The organism is Erwinia sp. PME.40.26/001, assembly GCF_055556675.1.
This window is the reverse complement of sequence record NZ_JBVHNP010000002.1, coordinates 338806-355499: the sequence shown is the minus strand read 5'-3', so window position 1 is coordinate 355499 and position 16694 is coordinate 338806. Positions and strand designations below refer to the sequence as shown.

The following is a 16694-nucleotide window of genomic DNA, read 5'->3' as shown; positions in this document are numbered from 1 at the left end:
GTTCTTTCCCAACCTCAATCCCTGAAATGCGAGCTGGTACAGAGTTTTTTTAGTGACAAAACGTCAGGAAAGGCAGCGGTACGCCCCTTCCCTGACGCATTAACCGGCGGTCGGACTGAACGGCTGGATCACCGGATTACCGACGCGATCGCGCAGGATCTCAACGTCGACGCCGTAGGTGGTGGCGATCAGTTCAGCGGTGACCACATCGCGCGGTTTACCGACAGCCTGAATTTTCCCCTGTGCCACCACCAGCAGGTTATCGGCATACTGGCAGGCCAGATTCAGGTCATGCAGCACAATCACCGTGACCCAGCCACGGGCGCGGGTTTCCCGCCGGACGAGGTCGAGGAGCGCCAGCTGATGCTTCACATCAAGGGCGCTGACCGGCTCATCCAGCAGCATCACCTGTGGTTCCCGCATCATCACCTGCGCAAACAGCGCCATCTGACGTTGACCGCCGCTTAACGAGGCGATATCGCGCCCGGCAAGGTGGGCGATACCCGCCTGCTCCAGCCGCTGCATCGCCGCTTCCAACGTCTCATCATCGATATGCAGCGACAACCTGCCCAGCCGTCCCAGCACCACCACTTCCAGCACCGTCAGACCAATATCGGCGCTGCTGTCCTGCGGAAGGTAGGCAAACAGCTCACGCCAGGCGTTGAGCGAACGGCCCGACGGCTTTCCCGCCACCAGCCGCTGGCCGGCACAAAAAATCTGGCCGGAAGCCAGCGCCAGTTCACCAAACAGGGCGTTCAGCAGCGTGGTTTTACCGGTGCCGTTCGGGCCGATCATCACGTGGATTTTACCGCCCTCCAGCCCGGCGCTGACGTCGTCGATGACCGCTCGCCCCTGACGACAGACAGAGACCCTATCAAGCTGGATCACAGCGCACTCCTTCGCGGGGAAAATATCAGCCAGAGCAGGAACGGCACGCCGACAATGGCAGTGACAATCCCCACCGGAAACAGCGCACCGGGCACGATGGATTTTGACAGCACCGAGGCGGCAGACAGCATCAGCGCACCGCTCAGGAGCGACATCGGCAGAGAAAAGCGCTGATCTTCCCCCACCAGCATGCGGGCAATATGCGGAGCGACCAGCCCGATAAAGCCGATGACGCCAACAAAACTGGTGGCAGTCGCGGTCATCACCGCGACAATCACCAGCACCTTCATCCGCAGACGCCGTACGTTAACCCCCAGACTGAGCGCACGCATTTCCCCCATCCGCAGCGCGGCCAGCTTCCACGCGTCCGCCATCAGCAGCAGGCAACACACCAGCGTCACCCCTGCCGTCAGGGCCAGCGTCGGCCAGGTGGCTTTGGTCAGGCTGCCAAACAGCCAGAATAAAATCTGCTGCGACAGTTCCGGGGCGGAGAGAAACTGGATCAACGACAGCATCGACTGGAACAGAAACAGCAGAGCAATGCCGCCGAGAATAATGGTTTCCGTACGCACCCGCCGCAGGGAAGCCAGCATAAACAGGAACAACGCCGCCAGCATGGAGAAAAGAAATGCCCCCACCGGCACGGCGATCATCGGATGAAGCCCGAAGCCGCCAGACGCCAGGCTTAACGCTGCACCGAACCCGGCCGCTGCGGCCATCCCCAGCGTGTAGGGGCTGGCCATCGGGTTATTCAGCAGGGTCTGCATCTGCGCTCCCCCGGCACCCAGCGCCGCGCCTACCACCAGCGCCATCAGCGCCATCGGCAGGCGAAACTCACGCACGATAGCATCGGTCATCGACGCACGTTCGCCGATCCCGGTCAGTGAACGGATCACCTCTGACGGGGCCAGCATCGAGGGCCCGGTCGCAATATCCAGCACCAGGCAAACGGCAGTAAGCAGAACAAAGAGAAAGACATAGCGCCAGCGTTTTCCTTCACGCAGGCGGTGTGCCGCAATGGCGACACGGTGGTCGGGAGGTGTGTTCATTTAGCGGTCCTGGGTATCACGCGGAAAAGCCGAACCGGCGGGACTGACCTCTTTCCGGTCAGCCCACAGGGGGATCAACTCACTCTTTCACACTGACCACAAACGTCCCTTCCGGGGTGACCGGCAGGTATTTTTTATAGAAGTTCATGTAGTTACCCAGCGGATCGAGATCCGTAAACAGGTCCGGGTAGAGCTGCTTCGCCATGTACTGCACCATCGCGAAGTCTGACAGCGTCCGCGATGCGCCCTGATAGACCCCGAACACTTTACCGTTTTTCACCGCCGGTAATTCATTCCAGCCCGGGCGCTGCATAAAGCCTTTCAGCTTCGCACGGGCTTCTTCCACCTTCACGCCCTGGCCCATCGGAAGGGCGTTCGGGTTTTTATTGTTTTCACGCCCGGAAATAAAGACAGCATCGGGCTTTGAAGCCAGCACCTGCTCAGGATTCAGCGGCCCCCACCACTCGACGAAAGGCGTGGCGATGTTATTGCCGCCCGCTGCTGTCGCCATTGCGCCCCACATATTTTTACCGTAGGTAAAGGAGTACTCTTCCGGCCCTTTATTACCAAACTCCACGTAGACTTTTGGCTGAGGTTTGCCCGCCGCGGCAATGCGGTCGGCGACCTGCTTCAGCGCACCGGCATACAGTGCTGCCATTTCACTGGCGCGGGCTTCCTGCCCGGTCAGCGTTCCCAGTACACGCGTTGAAGCGACGTGCCGCTCAACGGTCTGGGCGTTGTAGTCAATGACCACCACCGGAATACCCTGTTTTTCGATGCGCTGCACGTCCTGGCCCAGCGCCTGGAACTGCCAGTCGGCAAGGATCACCAGGTCCGGGTTCAGACTGAGCACTTTTTCCACCGAGAAACTCTGTGCTTCCACCTCCCCCACGTCCGGGATAGTTTTCAGCGAGGGACGGTGCGCCACGTGCATGTTCCAGTTGGCCGGCACCCAGCCCTCCCAGGCCTCACGGGAGATGCCTGCCACGGCGTCATAAGCTTTCTCCCCGCCCACCGCCATATAATCTTCAAAGTAAAAGCCCAGCACCACGCGTTTTGCGGGCAGGTCAACGCTGACTTCCCGGCCGATCACGTCGGTCAGGGTCTGAACCTTAGCCAAAACGGAGGGAGTGAAGGCCAGTACAGCAAAAGAGAGCGCGCAGAGCAGCGCACGTGGAGCAAACACAGAGTTGGTCATGGATGAAGGTTCCCGGTAAAAAACTAAAGGCAAATAAAAATGATTATCAGTTAGATTTGACACGGTTTTTTACACAATTTAACCATTTCCTGCAACTTATTTAACCGCTACATTATTTCTCAACGAAACGGATGACCTCAGAAAGACCTCAATGATGAAATTTTCCATTAAACAGATTGCCGCCCAGGCGGGCGTCAGCAAAGCCACAGTGGACCGGGCCCTTCACCAGCGCGGCGCAGTTCATGCCCGGACTGAACGCCGCATCGCCCAGGCCATCAGCGACCTTGAACAGCAGCATCGTTTGAGCCTGGCCAGCGGCAGAACGCTGCCTGTAGATGTCATCATGCACACCCCCGCCCGCTTCAGTCAGCTGGTCGCGACGGCGCTGATGGAGGCGTTAAGCAGCTTTGCCCCCTTCCGGCTTACCCTGCGCCTGCATATTTTTGAAGAGATCGCGGCAGAGCAGATCGCCCGGCTGATGCTGCGCTGCGCCAGCGACAGTTATGGCATCGTGCTGAAGGCAGAAAGCAGCCCTGCCCTGACGGAGGCCATCGGGGAGTTGCTGAAACAGCGCGTACCGGTGGTGACGCTGGTGACCGACCTGCCTGACAGCCAGCGTATTCGCTACGTCGGTATGGATAATTACGCCGCCGGACAAACCGCCGCCTGGTTGATGTCACACCTGCTGGCACTGCACCGGCCTGAAGTGGCCGTGGTGACCGGCAGCCCGCATTTTCTGGGGGAAGAGGCGCGTGCAGACGGCTTTTGTGCGGCCATGTCCACGATGGCACCCGCGCTGAAAATGCGCCGCATTCGCGCAGGCTATGGCATTGATGCCCCCACCTACAGTGCGGTGTCACAACAGCTGGAGGCGCATCCCCTGCTGGGCGCGATCTACTGTGCAGGCGGGGGCAATACGGCGATCCTGCGCGCCTTTTCCGACGCAGGGCGGTCGCTAAAGGCGTACCTTGGCCACGATCTTGATCGGGAAAATCGCCAGTTGCTCAGTGACGGCAGGCTGGATGCGATCATCCACCACGACCTTGCGCAGGACGCAAGGCGCATTTTTCACAGCATTCTGGCCTTCCACGGGTTTATGACGCCACCGGACGATCCGGCACCATTTTCCCAGGTCAGCATCATCACGCCTTATAACCTGTAAGCAGTGACAGTCACTGCTTTTTCTTGCTAATGCAGCGTAAAGAATTGCAAATCAGCCAGAAAAACCGCTGATAATCGGGTAAAAGAGAGGCGTGTACCACTACTGAGGACAATTTTCTTTCCGCACCGACGAGAAGCAACAACGCGGATAAGTTGTAAATATTATGGATAATATTGGCAAGACCTGGCAAAAACGCTCTTCCCTGCACGCTTCTGCTTATTCCCTTTCCGGCGAACAACACTGGCGCACCGCGCTTTAGTCCCCTTCCACATTTTATTTGTCTGAGACTTATTGCCGTCTGAAATCGCTTCAGGCTGGCGCGTAGACGTATTATCTGGAAGAAAAAATCATGTTTTACTGGATGTTACTGGCCCTGGCGATCGCACTTGAGATCACCGGTACGCTATTGATGAAGTGGTCAAACGTCAGCGACAATCAGCTGGGCTATTTCCTGATGCTGATGATGATCGCCCTCTCCTATATTGCACTCTCTGTTTCCATTAAAAAAATTGCCCTCGGCGTTGCCTATGCGATGTGGGAAGGCATTGGCATTGTGTTGATTACGCTGTTCAGCGTGCTGCTGTTTGACGAGTCCGTTTCGCTGGCAAAAGCGATTGGCCTGGCCACGCTGGTGGCGGGGATTGCCCTGATTAAGTCCGGCACCCGCAGCAGGAGGCCACATGCAGCCGTTTGAGTGGATCCACGCCGCCTGGCTGTGCGCGGCAACGCTGCTGGAGATTGCCGCCAATATCTTTCTTAAGCTGTCAGACGGCTTTCAGCGTAAAACCTACGGTCTGCTGTCGCTGCTGGCGGTGCTGGCCGCGTTCAGCGCCCTGTCCCAGGCGGTGAAGGGTATCGATCTGTCCGTCGCCTATGCCTTGTGGGGTGGGTTCGGCCTGGTCGCCACTATCGCCGCAGGCTGGATCCTGTTCGGCCAGCGTCTGGATCGTAAAGGCTGGCTGGGGGTACTCCTGCTGCTCGCCGGTATGGCGATCATTAAGCTTTCCTGAGTGCCCCGTCGCAGGCGATGACCGTCGCCTGTGACGCCATCTCCTGACAACAATAGTCGGTGCGCATTAACGCTCCGACCTGTAAAGTCACAGGCGGGAATGATGACTCGCAGGGAGCGCACCATGACACAAAACAAAGCCACGCTGACCGGACTGATTGCTATCGTGCTGTGGAGCACCATTGTCGGGCTGATACGCGCCGTCAGTGAAGGACTGGGCGCAGTAGGCGGGGCAGCGATGATCTACTCACTCAGCGCGCTGCTGCTGCTGACGGTGGGCTTTCCGGATGTTAAAAAATTCCCCCGGGCTTATCTGATAACCGGCAGCCTGCTGTTTGTCTGCTACGAACTCTGCCTGTCGCTGTCGCTGGGCTTTGCCACTAGCCGCACGCAGGCGATAGAGGTTGGTATGGTCAACTATTTGTGGCCCGCGATGACCGTGGTGCTCTCGGTACTGGCCACCCGGCAGAAATGCAGCCTGCTGCTGCTCCCGGGCCTGGTGCTATCGGTCGCCGGTATTGCCCGGGTGCTGGCAGGCGACAATGCCTTTTCCCTGATGGCGATCGGCCATCATATCGCGGCCAACCCGCTCAGCTACGGTCTGGCCTTCAGCGGTGCGGTGATCTGGTCGGTTTACTGCGTGGTCACCCGCCAGATCGCCCAGGGCAGTAACGGCATTACGCTGTTCTTTATCCTCACCGCACTGGCGCTGTGGGTGAAATTTTTTGCCGGGCCGCAGCCGGAAATGATCTTCACTGTGCGGGTCGTGGTCAGCCTGGGGCTGGCGGCGATGGCGATGGGTTTTGGCTATGCCGCCTGGAACACCGGCATTCTGCACGGCAACGTGACGATACTGGCGGCCGCCTCTTATTTTATCCCCGTTATTTCTGCGCTGCTTGCGGCCTGTCTGCTCAACGCCAGCCTGTCGATCAACTTCTGGCAGGGTGCTGGCATGGTCAGCCTGGGATCGCTGCTCTGCTGGTGGTCAACGCGCGTATCCTCACCGAACACCGCCACATCCGCACCTTAGACCGTCGGCGACTGGCTAGCGGTAATACATCGCAATACGCTGGCCGTTGACCTGCTCAACGGTCACCGGCAGATCGAAGATCTGCTCAATCACCTCTGGCACCATCACCTGCTCTGGCGTACCGCGGAATACCACCTGTCCGTCCTTCATGGCCAGGATATGGTCTGAATACGCCGAGGCAAAGTTAATATCGTGGATCACCAGCACAATGGATTTATCTAACTGATCGGCGGCGCGTCTCAATTGCTTCATCATCGCCACGCTGTGCTTCATATCCAGATTGTTCAGCGGCTCATCCAGCAGCACATACTGAGTATCCTGACACAGCACCATTGCCACAAACGCGCGCTGACGCTGCCCGCCGGACAGTTCATCCAGGTAGCGGTTGCGCAACGGCATCAGCTCCAGAAACGTCAGCGACTGCTCAATATGCTGACGATCCTGTTCCGTCAGGCGGCCTTTGCTGTAGGGATAGCGGCCAAAGCTCACCAGGTCCCACACCGTCAGGCGGCTGGTAAAGTGATTCTCCTGGCGCAGCACCGACAACACTTTTGCCAGTTTTTCACTGTTAGCCTCACTGACGTCCAGCGCATCAACCTTCACTTCACCGCTGTCTGCTTTTAACAGGCGGCTGATCACCGACAGCAACGTGGATTTCCCCGCGCCGTTCGGCCCGATAATCGAGGTAATACCCGACGATGGCAGCGTTTCACAGATATCCTGCAGTACCGGCTGGTTATCATAGTCTTTGCTAACGTGCTTAATTTCGATCACTTCGCGCCCTTTCTCAGCAGTAACCAGATGAACAATGCGCCGCCGCTGAACTCAATCACCACCGACAGAGTACCGGCCATATTCAGCAGCCGTTCGAGGATAAGCTGGCCGCCCACCAGCGTAATCATGCCGATCAGTACGCAGCCGGGCAGCAGGTAGCCGTGACGCCACGAGCCAATCAGCGGATAAGCGAGGTTAACGATCAGCAGACCGAGGAACATCATCGGCCCAACCAGCGCGGTCGATATCGCCACCAGCAGCGAAATCAGCAGCAGCAGGCCGGTTACGTGCCGCTGCCAGGCAATGCCGAGCGCAATGGCGCTGTCCGGCCCCAGCGCCATCACATCCAGACGGTGACGCAGCCGCCACACCACCAGCGTCACCAGCGCCATCACCAGCGCCGATATCAGCAGCACATCACCGTCGGCGCGGGTAAAGGTGGCAAAAATACGGCTCTGCAGCACAGCAAACTCGCCGGGTTCCATCAGCCGCTGCATCAGCCCGGAAATGCTGCGGAACAGCGTGCCGCACACCAGACCAATCAGCAGCACCCGGTGCAGATCCAGCCCGGCTCCGCCAAGCAGCCAGCGGTACAGCAGCGTGGCAAACAGCACCAGCAGCGTACTTTCCGCCACAAACCGCCCCACGCTGCCCAGCATACTCAGCCCGCCGACATCCAGCGTGAAGATCAGTAGCGTCTGCATCAGCACAAACAGCGACTCCAGCCCCATCACCGACGGGGTCAGAATGCGGTTACGGGTCAGGGTCTGGAACAACAGCGTACTGATACCGGAAGCAAAGCCGACCAGCACCATAGTGGCAAGGATCTGCCCGCGATGCCGCAGGATGTAGGCGATATTCCCGTGCAGATCGAGGGTCATAAACAGCGCCATCAGCGCCAGCAGCAGCCCGGCAAGCAGCAGCAGACGCTGTCCCGGCGACAGTGTCAGGTCAGTGCGCATGGCGTTTCGACCTCACAATCAGCACCAGGAAGATCGCCGCCCCCAGCACACCAAGCAGCGCGCTGACCGGAATTTCAAACGGATGAATAATCAAACGGCCGATGATATCGCAGGCGATCACCAGCACTGCACCCACCAGCGCCACCCACGGCACGGTGCGGCGCAGGTTATCGCCCAGCGCCAGGCTGACAATATTGGGCACGATCAGACCAAGGAAAGGCAGCACGCCGACCACGACAATCACCACGCCGCTGATCATAGCAATCATCGCCATGCCGGTAAGCATCACGCGGTGGTAGCGCAGCCCGACGTTAACCGAAAAGTCACGCCCCATTCCGGCCACGGTAAAGCGGTCGGCAATCACTGCCGCCAGCAGCGTAATCGCCCCCACGCCCCACAGCAGTTCATAGCGTCCCTGCATCACGCTGGAAAAATCGCCGGACTCCCAGCCGCCCAGCGACTGTAGCAGATCAAATTTCATCGCCAGGAAAGTGGTGACCGAGCTGAACACCGCCCCCAGCATAATGCCGGCCAGCGGTACCATCAGAGAGGATTTCATGCGGATACGTTGGATCAGCAGCATAAACAGTGCCGTCCCGCCGAGGGCGAACAGCGTGGCAACGCCCATCTTCAGCATGATCGGCGCGGCAGGGCTGACGATCATCACCAGCAGCAGCCCCAGGCTGGCAGACTGCGTGGTGCCAACCACGGAAGGTTCGACGAAACGGTTCTGCGTCAGCATCTGCATCATCAGCCCCGCCACGCTCATCGCGCTGCCCGCCAGCAGCAGCGCGGCGGTACGCGGAAAGCGGCTGATCATCAGGATTTCGCGCATCTCCGGGTCCGACCACAGGCTGACCAGCGTGACGCGGCTGACGCCGACAAACAGGCTGCACGCCATCAGGCCCAGCAGCAATGCCAGGCCTGCAACAAAGGCAACGGGTTTCATTTACGGCTGGGTTTTCGTTTTATCCAGCACCTGTTTTACCTGAGTCATCAGATTGCTGTAACTCTGAATGCCACCGGCGATATACAGCGAACCGGAATCCAGGTACACCACCTGCTGTTTTTTCCAGGCGTTGGTTTTACGCACCAGCGGGTTATCCAGCACCTGCTGCGCTGACTCGCCCTCTTTGCGGCCAATCGCGCTGTCACGATCCAGCACAAACAGCCAGTCCGGGTTAGCTTCCATAATGAACTCAGGCGACACGGCGTTACCGTGTTTGCCCGTTTCCGGGAAGGCGGTTGCGGGTTTAAAGCCCAGCACGTCATAGATAAAACCAAAGCGCGAGCCTGGCGAATGGGCGCTGATCTTACCGCCGTTGATCATCAGCATCATGGCGCTACCGGCAGTGGCTGACTCCTTACGCACGTCAGCTATCTGCGCATTAAACGCCGCCAAAACCTGCCGGGCTTTTTCTTCTTTGCCAAACAGCTGACCTAACTGCTCCGTGCGCTCAGTCAGGCTTTGTACAAAATGTTTCGGGTCGAGGTCCAGCGAAACCGTCGGGGCAATTTCACTCAGCTTGCTATAGGCATCGTGGGCGCGGGCACCGGCCAGGATCAGATCGGGTCTGGCATTGCTCAGAGCTTCAAAGTTGGGTTCGAACAGCGTGCCGGCATTCAGATACGCCTTGCCGTTGTACTTCGCCAGATGCTGCGGATAGTGCGCGCTGGTTTGTGGCACACCCATCGGGTTAATCCCCAGGGCATCCGCAATATCCAGCGTGGCCGGGCTGAGGATCACCACACGCTGCGGATTTTTCGGCACTTCCGTGGTGCCCTGCGCGTGAACGATTGACAGCACGGACGCCTCTGCTGCAAAGGTCGCGGGGGTAACGGCCAGCAGAGCGGAACACAGCGTTATAGCCAAAGCCTGAGGGAAGCGCATTTTCTCTCCTGAGAATCAGATAAGTAGCAAAAATGAGAACGATTCGCGTTTGATTTTGTTGCGGGATAATAACGACTGAACGGCAGGATGGGTAGACAGAACATGGCACAGAGTGTTCATAAAACATCCATTTTTCACAATCGGTGCCAAATAAGCAGATTGTGAGGTAAATGTGAATAATACAACCCATTGTTTATTATCAACTAAAATTATCACACTGACTTTTACTGACAAAAGTGACCAATTGTGGAGATTTTAAGGATTCGTCATTCCCACCATAGAAATGATAACAATTATCGTTATCATGCACATTCTCTTACAACACCATACACTTTGAGATGATGCGATGAACAGGAACGGACGCTTTCGATTACACCCTCTGGCACTTTTACTGACTGCTACGCTGGCCGGGACGGCCGTGGCCGCTGAAGATGGCGACGTCAGTGCTGAACAGGATGATGTAATGCTGGTACAGAAAACGGCAGAGCAGGAATTAAAACAGCAGCCAGGGGTGTCGATTATCACGGCAGAGGATATTGCGAAGAATCCGCCCGTTAACGATTTGTCCGACATCATCCGCAAAATGCCCGGGGTCAACCTGACCGGAAACAGTGCCAATGGCAGCCGGGGTAATAACCGCCAGATTGATATTCGCGGCATGGGCCCGGAGAACACCCTGATCCTGATTGACGGCGTGCCGGTCAGCTCGCGTAACGCCGTGCGTTACAGCTGGAAAGGTGAACGTGATACCCGTGGCGACAGCAACTGGGTGCCTGCTGAAATGGTTGAACGTATTGAAGTCCTGCGTGGCCCGGCCGCTGCCCGCTATGGCTCCGGGGCCGCCGGTGGCGTGATCAATATCCACACCAAGCGCCCGACTAAAGACTGGCACGGTTCCCTGTCGCTGTTTACCAATCAGCCGGAAAACAGCAAAGAAGGTGACACCAAACGCACCAACTTCAGCCTGAGCGGCCCGCTGGCGGGTGACGCGCTGACCATGCGCCTCTACGGTAACCTCAACAAAACCGACGCCGATGCCGCCGATATCAACCAGGCGCAAAACGGATCCTATGCTGCGGGCCGTGAAGGGGTGCGTAACAAAGATATTAATGCGCTGGTTTCCTGGAAAATGACCCCCTCGCAGATCGTTGATTTCAGCTACGGCTACAGCCGCCAGGGCAATATCTACGCCGGAGATACCCAGTACAGCAATGGCAACATCAGCCCCGGTGGCCTGGTCGACTCACTGTACGGTTCCGAGACCAACCGCCTGTACCGTCAGTCTTACGGCCTGACCCATAACGGCTTCTGGGAATGGGGCGATTCTAAGCTCGCCTTCAACTATGAAAAAACCAATAACACGCGCATGAAAGAAGGTTCTACCGGACGCGTGGAAGGGATGATCAACAGCGATGAGTACAGCACCAGCCGACTGGAAAATTACCGTGCCAGCGCGGAAGCCAATATGCCGCTGGACCGCTGGATTGAGCAAACCGTGACTTTCGGCGCTGAGTGGAATCACGAAAAGCTGGACGACAGTGCCTCCATGTCAGCCACCGATGCCAGCGGCGTGATCATCGGCGATATGTCGGGGGATCCCGCCAGTCGCAGCAGCAAGAACAGCGCGACCACGGCCGCACTCTACGTCGAAGATAATATCCAGCCATGGGAAGGCACCTTCCTGATCCCGGGCCTGCGTTTTGATCACCACAGTGAATTTGGCAGTAACTTCAGCCCGAGTTTCAACTTCTCTCAGGATCTGGGTGAAGGGTTTAAACTGAAAGCCGGTATTGCCCGGGTGTTTAAAGCCCCGAACCTGTACCAGTCAAGCGAAGGCTACCTGCTGGCTACCCGGGGTAATGGCTGCCCGACAACGGTTGCCAGCGGCAGCTGCTACCTGTTAGGCAACACCAATCTGGACGCCGAAGTCAGCGTGAATAAAGAGCTGGGGCTGGAGTTTGCTGCCGACGGTTATGCAGCGGGTGTGACGTGGTTCCGCAACGACTACAAAAACAAAATCGTCTCCGGCACCGATCTGCTCGGACAGGCCTCCAACGGTTATAACATCCTGCAGTGGGAAAATGGCGGCAAAGCGCTGGTGGAAGGACTGGAAGCCAGCCTGACGATCCCGGTGGTGAGTGATGTGCTCGACTGGCGGACTAATGCCACCTATATGCTGGAGTCGAAAGACAAAAAAACCGGCAACCCGCTGTCGATCATCCCTAAGTACACCATCAACTCGATGCTGGATTATCAGATTACCGATAAGTTCTCCACCGAGCTGAACTGGACGCTGTACGGACGCCAGAAGCCGCGTGAGTTTGTGGAAAGCCGCCTTGAGGGCACCACCGGCCTGTCAAACAGAGAAATTGGTGCGTATTCCATCGTGGGACTGAATGTGAACTATAAGTTCACCAAAGATCTGAGTGTGAAAGGCGGCGTCAGTAATCTGTTTGATAAGCAGATTTACCGTGAAAACGACGGGGCTTCCACCTATAACGAACCGGGCCGCGCCTACTATGCGGGCGTCACTATGTCATTCTGATCCCCCTGCCCCGCCACTGGAATCACTCAGGAAACATGGCCAGCTCTTTATCGCGGGAGGCGCAGTACCAGGTCTACGGAGGAAGGGCTGCTTGCTGCAACGGCATAAACACATCCCTGTAGCCTGGCGGCCGGCCTTCCCTGGCCGGCAGCCTGCTGCAATCAGCCCTTCCTCCCTTATCCGCGGCCTCCGACGTGGCTGTTTTCAAACCCACAGCGGGCACGATTGTGTGAGGGGCTGGGGCCGGTATGAGGTAAGCCGGACGTCACGCACCAGGGAGGGTGCGTGCCGAGGCCCGCAGGGATGCGTCTTTTGCCGGTCCGGCGTGCTCATACCGGCCCCAGCCCCTTTGCTGTTCATCCAGCCATTGAATGACTGAGAATATCTCCGAGGCCATTCCCTGACGCTAATCGCAGGTGTTTCCTCCCTCCCCTTTCCTGTGGTCCTACCAATTCCGAAAAAAGATGAATCAGCGCCACAAAAAAGCAAAATTCAAACAACAATCATTGTATTTAACTAACAAAATATTAACTATCAGCAGCTGTTAACCCCAGATTGCTGAATTGGTAGGACCGTAATCAGCAGGGGGTGGAAAAACTCTGGAGAAGCCTGTATGCAGCCCTGGCAACAAGTCTATGACCCGCTGGACAATATCTGGCTATCCAGCCTGATTGCCGCCATTCCGATTCTGTTCTTCTTCTTCGCGCTGATTAAGCTCAAGCTGAAGGGCTACCTTGCCGCGACCATCACCGTGGTGCTGGCGCTGATGGTGGCGCTGTTTCTTTACCGCATGCCGGTCGATCGCGCACTGGCTTCGGTGGTGTATGGCTTCTTCTACGGGCTGTGGCCTATCGCCTGGATTATTATTGCCGCTGTCTTCGTTTATAAAATTTCGGTGAAAACCGGGCAGTTCGATATTATTCGTGCCTCAATTTTGTCGATCACCCCCGATCAGCGCTTGCAGATGCTGATTGTCGGCTTCTCGTTCGGTGCGTTCCTTGAAGGCGCGGCCGGGTTCGGTGCGCCGGTGGCCATCACCGCAGCGCTGCTGGTGGGTCTGGGCTTTAATCCGCTGTATGCGGCGGGTCTGTGCCTGATCGTCAATACCGCCCCGGTGGCGTTTGGCGCTATGGGGATCCCGATTATTGTGGCCGGGCAGGTCACGGGGCTGGACAGCTTTGAAATTGGCCAGATGGTTGGCCGTCAGCTGCCCTTTCTGACCATTATCGTACTGTTCTGGATCATGGCGATCATGGACGGCTGGCGTGGGATCAAAGAGACCTGGCCTGCGGTAATGGTCGCTGGCGGATCCTTTGCCCTCGCTCAGTATCTCAGTTCCAACTTCCTCGGCCCCGAACTGCCGGATATTATCTCGTCCCTGGTGTCACTGGTGTGCCTGACGCTGTTCCTGCGCGTCTGGAAACCGGTGCGTATCTTCCGCTTTAAACCGGCGGATAATGCCCCTGAACAGCCGCTGGTGGTGGAGAAATACCGCACCGGCCAGATTATCCGTGCCTGGATGCCGTTCCTGTTCCTGACCGCCACCGTTACGCTGTGGAGCATCCCGCCATTCAAAGCGCTGTTTGCCCCTGGCGGCGCGCTGTACAACCTGGTGGTGAATATCCCGATCCCGTTTCTCGACAAGCTGGTGGCGAAGATGCCGCCGGTGGTCAGCGCCATCACGCCTTACGCGGCGGTGTTTAAATTTGACTGGCTGTCGGCCACCGGCACCGCGATCATCGTGGCGGCGCTGATCTCCATCGTCTATCTGAAGATGAAGCCTGCCGATGCCCTGTCGACCTTTCGCAGCACGCTGAAAGAACTGGCATTGCCCATCTACTCTATCGGTATGGTGCTGGCCTTCGCCTTTATTTCTAACTACTCCGGGCTGTCGGCCACGCTGGCACTGGCGCTGGCCCATACCGGCCCTGCTTTCACCTTCTTCTCGCCGTTCCTCGGCTGGCTCGGGGTATTCCTGACCGGATCGGATACCTCCTCTAACGCGCTGTTTGCCGCGCTGCAGGCCACCACCGCGCAGCAGATTGGCGTGTCCGATCTGCTGCTGGTAGCGGCGAATACCACCGGCGGCGTGACCGGCAAGATGATCTCCCCACAGTCGATTGCCATTGCCTGTGCGGCAGTCGGACTGGTCGGGAAAGAGTCGGACCTGTTCCGCTTTACCGTGAAGCACAGCCTGATTTTCACCTGCATGGTCGGAGTGATCACCACGCTGCAGGCCTACGTCCTCACCTGGATGATCCCATGATCGCCTCCGTCCAGCTTGTCGAACGTATCCGTGCGCTGATTGCCGCCCGCCAGCTGACGGCAGGTGCCCGGTTGCCCGCTGAACGTAAGCTGGCTGAAGAACTGGCCGTGTCGCGCTCGTCGCTGCGCGAAGCGCTGCAGAAGCTGGTGGGGGAAGGCATCCTGTTCAGCCGTCACGGCGGCGGCTACTACCTGTGCGATGCGCCGCCACCGTGGTCAGAGCAGCGCATCGTCCAGCCGCTGAAGGCGCTGGTGGCCGACGATCCGGACTATCGCAATGATATTCTGGAAGCTCGTCACGCCATTGAAGCCAGCACCGCATGGTATGCCGCACTGCGCGCCACCGACGCCGACAAAGAGAAGCTGCAAAGCTGCTTTGACGCCATCCAGCAGCAGGAGAGCCTGTCGCCGGAGATGGCCACCCAGGCCGATGTGCGCTTTCACCTGGCGATTGCCGAAGCCTCGCACAACGTGGTGCTGTTACAGACCATGCGCGGCTTCTTCGATCTGCTGCAATCCTCCGTGGCCCACAGCCGTGAACGCATGTACACCGCCCCGACCATTTTTGCGCGGCTGACAGAGCAGCATGAGGCGCTGCTGCTGGCGATCCTCGCCGGGGACCCGGAGCGGGCGAGTCAGGCGGCCAGACACCACCTTGGTTTTGTTCAGACCACCCTGAAAAACCTGCATGAAAATGAAGCCCGGCAGCGGCGCAGCACCCGCCTGCCGGATGATGATACCGATATCACAAGGGACGAAAATCGATGATTATTTCAGCCGGAACCGACTACCGCGCCGCAGCCAAACGCATCCTGCCACCGTTTCTGTTTCACTACATTGATGGCGGGGCCTATGCCGAACATACGCTGCGGCGTAACGTTGAGGACCTGGCCAGCATCGCGCTAAAGCAGCGCGTGCTGAACAATATGTCCGACCTGAGCCTGCACACCACGCTGTTTAACGAAACGCTGTCGATGCCGGTGGCGCTGGCCCCGGTCGGGCTGTGCGGCATGTACGCCCGACGTGGTGAAGTGCAGGCGGCGAGAGCGGCAGAGGTCAGAGGCATTCCTTTTACCCTGTCCACCGTATCGGTCTGCCCGATTGAAGAGGTGGCACCGGCCATCACCCGCCCGATGTGGTTCCAGCTCTATGTGCTGAAAGATCGTGGGTTTATGCGTAACGCGCTGGAACGCGCGAAAGCCGCAGGCTGCTCCACGCTGGTGTTTACCGTGGATATGCCCACCCCCGGCGCGCGCTACCGTGATGCGCATTCGGGGATGAGCGGGGCGAATGCCGCCCTGCGCCGCTACGGCCAGGCCGTGACCCACCCGCAGTGGGCGTGGGACGTCGGGCTGCATGGCAGGCCGCATGACCTGGGCAATATCTCCGCCTACCTCGGCAAGCCCACCGGGCTGGAAGATTATATTGGCTGGCTGGCGAATAACTTCGATCCCTCTATAAGCTGGAGCGATCTGGAGTGGATCCGCGAGTTCTGGGACGGCCCGATGATCATTAAAGGCATCCTCGATCCTGACGATGCGCGCGATGCCGTGCGCTTCGGGGCCGACGGTATTGTGGTGTCCAACCACGGTGGTCGCCAGCTGGATGGGGTGCTGTCAACGGCACGCGCGCTGCCCGCCATTGCCGATGCGGTAAAAGGCGATATTGCCATCCTGGCTGACAGCGGCATCCGCAACGGTCTGGATGTGGTGCGCATGATTGCACTGGGCGCAGACACCGTGCTGTTAGGCCGTGCTTACCTTTATGCGCTGGCAACGGCCGGTCAGGCTGGCGTCGAAAACCTGCTGACGCTGATTGAAAAAGAGATGCGGGTGGCGATGACGCTGACCGGAATGAAGTCCGTCGCGGATATATCGCGTTCAGCACTGGTGGATAACGGGCTGGCTTAATCCAAAAATCG

At 58.2% G+C, this 16694-nt stretch carries 16 protein-coding genes; 9 read left to right on the top strand and 7 right to left on the bottom strand.

Features of this window, described 5'->3' with window-relative positions:
• Positions 1 to 99 precede the first annotated feature (99 nt).
• The 3 genes from ACZ3HG_RS09155 to ACZ3HG_RS09145 form a co-directional block, all read right to left on the bottom strand.
• Positions 100 to 888: an ATP-binding cassette domain-containing protein gene (locus ACZ3HG_RS09155; protein ID WP_191936284.1), complete on the bottom strand. Its 789-nt coding sequence runs from the start codon at positions 886 to 888 to the stop codon at positions 100 to 102.
• Positions 885 to 1937, bottom strand: a complete 1053-nt coding sequence (locus tag ACZ3HG_RS09150; RefSeq protein WP_191933825.1) for a FecCD family ABC transporter permease — start codon at positions 1935 to 1937, stop codon at positions 885 to 887. Before ACZ3HG_RS09150 ends, ACZ3HG_RS09155 begins: the two co-directional genes overlap by 4 nt.
• Before the next feature lie 79 nt (positions 1938 to 2016).
• The gene (locus tag ACZ3HG_RS09145; RefSeq protein ID WP_191933824.1) at positions 2017 to 3135 is read right to left on the bottom strand and encodes an ABC transporter substrate-binding protein; all 1119 of its coding nucleotides are present in this window, start codon (positions 3133 to 3135) and stop codon (positions 2017 to 2019) included.
• Positions 3136 to 3286: 151 nt separating this feature from the next.
• On the opposite strand from ACZ3HG_RS09145, the gene ACZ3HG_RS09140 reads away from it, so the two are divergent.
• From ACZ3HG_RS09140 to yddG, 5 genes are all read left to right on the top strand, one after another.
• The gene (locus ACZ3HG_RS09140; RefSeq protein WP_191933823.1) at positions 3287 to 4297 is read left to right on the top strand and encodes a substrate-binding domain-containing protein; all 1011 of its coding nucleotides are present in this window, start codon (positions 3287 to 3289) and stop codon (positions 4295 to 4297) included.
• A gap of 163 nt (positions 4298 to 4460) precedes the next feature.
• Positions 4461 to 4556 carry a protein YdgV gene (locus ACZ3HG_RS09135; RefSeq protein WP_465332717.1) on the top strand — a complete coding sequence of 32 codons (96 nt, stop codon included), beginning with the start codon at positions 4461 to 4463 and terminating at the stop codon, positions 4554 to 4556.
• 90 nt (positions 4557 to 4646) lie between these two features.
• Positions 4647 to 4991 carry a multidrug/spermidine efflux SMR transporter subunit MdtJ gene (mdtJ, locus tag ACZ3HG_RS09130; RefSeq protein WP_191933822.1) on the top strand — a complete coding sequence of 115 codons (345 nt, stop codon included), beginning with the start codon at positions 4647 to 4649 and terminating at the stop codon, positions 4989 to 4991.
• Positions 4978 to 5307, top strand: coding sequence for a multidrug/spermidine efflux SMR transporter subunit MdtI (gene mdtI / locus ACZ3HG_RS09125; protein ID WP_465332716.1), 330 nt, complete (start codon positions 4978 to 4980; stop codon positions 5305 to 5307). The genes mdtJ and mdtI overlap by 14 nt, the downstream gene beginning before the upstream one ends.
• A 123-nt stretch (positions 5308 to 5430) precedes the next feature.
• Positions 5431 to 6336: an aromatic amino acid DMT transporter YddG gene (gene yddG / locus ACZ3HG_RS09120; RefSeq protein ID WP_465332715.1), complete on the top strand. Its 906-nt coding sequence runs from the start codon at positions 5431 to 5433 to the stop codon at positions 6334 to 6336.
• Positions 6337 to 6351: 15 nt separating this feature from the next.
• Here the strand turns inward: yddG and ACZ3HG_RS09115 are convergent, their stop codons facing one another.
• Genes ACZ3HG_RS09115 through ACZ3HG_RS09100 form a run of 4 tightly spaced genes read right to left on the bottom strand, consistent with a single transcriptional unit; the run spans position 6352 to position 9963 of the window.
• Entirely contained in the window at positions 6352 to 7110 is a 759-nt protein-coding gene (locus ACZ3HG_RS09115) for an ATP-binding cassette domain-containing protein (protein WP_191933819.1), read from the bottom strand.
• Positions 7107 to 8072 (bottom strand): iron chelate uptake ABC transporter family permease subunit, encoded by a 966-nt coding sequence (locus tag ACZ3HG_RS09110; protein ID WP_244633674.1) that lies wholly within the window; start codon positions 8070 to 8072, stop codon positions 7107 to 7109. Before ACZ3HG_RS09110 ends, ACZ3HG_RS09115 begins: the two co-directional genes overlap by 4 nt.
• Positions 8062 to 9021: an ABC transporter permease gene (locus ACZ3HG_RS09105; RefSeq protein ID WP_191933818.1), complete on the bottom strand. Its 960-nt coding sequence runs from the start codon at positions 9019 to 9021 to the stop codon at positions 8062 to 8064. Before ACZ3HG_RS09105 ends, ACZ3HG_RS09110 begins: the two co-directional genes overlap by 11 nt.
• On the bottom strand, positions 9022 to 9963 hold the full coding sequence (locus ACZ3HG_RS09100; protein ID WP_191936286.1) for a siderophore ABC transporter substrate-binding protein: 942 nt from the start codon (positions 9961 to 9963) through the stop codon (positions 9022 to 9024).
• A gap of 346 nt (positions 9964 to 10309) precedes the next feature.
• On the opposite strand from ACZ3HG_RS09100, the gene ACZ3HG_RS09095 reads away from it, so the two are divergent.
• From ACZ3HG_RS09095 to lldD, 4 genes are all read left to right on the top strand, one after another.
• Entirely contained in the window at positions 10310 to 12508 is a 2199-nt protein-coding gene (locus ACZ3HG_RS09095) for a TonB-dependent siderophore receptor (protein WP_465332714.1), read from the top strand.
• A gap of 613 nt (positions 12509 to 13121) precedes the next feature.
• The gene (gene lldP / locus ACZ3HG_RS09090; RefSeq protein ID WP_191933815.1) at positions 13122 to 14774 is read left to right on the top strand and encodes an L-lactate permease; all 1653 of its coding nucleotides are present in this window, start codon (positions 13122 to 13124) and stop codon (positions 14772 to 14774) included.
• Positions 14771 to 15541 carry a transcriptional regulator LldR gene (lldR, locus tag ACZ3HG_RS09085; protein WP_191933814.1) on the top strand — a complete coding sequence of 257 codons (771 nt, stop codon included), beginning with the start codon at positions 14771 to 14773 and terminating at the stop codon, positions 15539 to 15541. Before lldP ends, lldR begins: the two co-directional genes overlap by 4 nt.
• Complete coding sequence (lldD, locus tag ACZ3HG_RS09080) at positions 15538 to 16683, top strand: FMN-dependent L-lactate dehydrogenase LldD (RefSeq protein WP_465332713.1); 1146 nt, start codon at positions 15538 to 15540, stop codon at positions 16681 to 16683. Before lldR ends, lldD begins: the two co-directional genes overlap by 4 nt.
• Positions 16684 to 16694: the final 11 nt, after the last annotated feature.

Bases quoted from the DNA above. Each gene is read 5' to 3' on its own strand.
- ACZ3HG_RS09150 (WP_191933825.1), bottom strand. From the start codon at position 1,937: ATGAACACACCTCCCGACCACCGTGTCGCCATTGCGGCACACCGCCTG.
- ACZ3HG_RS09145 (WP_191933824.1), bottom strand. From the start codon at position 3,135: ATGACCAACTCTGTGTTTGCTCCACGTGCGCTGCTCTGCGCGCTCTCT.
- ACZ3HG_RS09140 (WP_191933823.1), top strand. From the start codon at position 3,287: ATGATGAAATTTTCCATTAAACAGATTGCCGCCCAGGCGGGCGTCAGC.
- ACZ3HG_RS09135 (WP_465332717.1), top strand. From the start codon at position 4,461: ATGGATAATATTGGCAAGACCTGGCAAAAACGCTCTTCCCTGCACGCT.
- mdtJ (WP_191933822.1), top strand. From the start codon at position 4,647: ATGTTTTACTGGATGTTACTGGCCCTGGCGATCGCACTTGAGATCACC.
- mdtI (WP_465332716.1), top strand. From the start codon at position 4,978: ATGCAGCCGTTTGAGTGGATCCACGCCGCCTGGCTGTGCGCGGCAACG.
- yddG (WP_465332715.1), top strand. From the start codon at position 5,431: ATGACACAAAACAAAGCCACGCTGACCGGACTGATTGCTATCGTGCTG.
- ACZ3HG_RS09110 (WP_244633674.1), bottom strand. From the start codon at position 8,072: ATGCGCACTGACCTGACACTGTCGCCGGGACAGCGTCTGCTGCTGCTT.
- ACZ3HG_RS09105 (WP_191933818.1), bottom strand. From the start codon at position 9,021: ATGAAACCCGTTGCCTTTGTTGCAGGCCTGGCATTGCTGCTGGGCCTG.
- ACZ3HG_RS09100 (WP_191936286.1), bottom strand. From the start codon at position 9,963: ATGCGCTTCCCTCAGGCTTTGGCTATAACGCTGTGTTCCGCTCTGCTG.
- ACZ3HG_RS09095 (WP_465332714.1), top strand. From the start codon at position 10,310: ATGAACAGGAACGGACGCTTTCGATTACACCCTCTGGCACTTTTACTG.
- lldP (WP_191933815.1), top strand. From the start codon at position 13,122: ATGCAGCCCTGGCAACAAGTCTATGACCCGCTGGACAATATCTGGCTA.
- lldR (WP_191933814.1), top strand. From the start codon at position 14,771: ATGATCGCCTCCGTCCAGCTTGTCGAACGTATCCGTGCGCTGATTGCC.
- lldD (WP_465332713.1), top strand. From the start codon at position 15,538: ATGATTATTTCAGCCGGAACCGACTACCGCGCCGCAGCCAAACGCATC.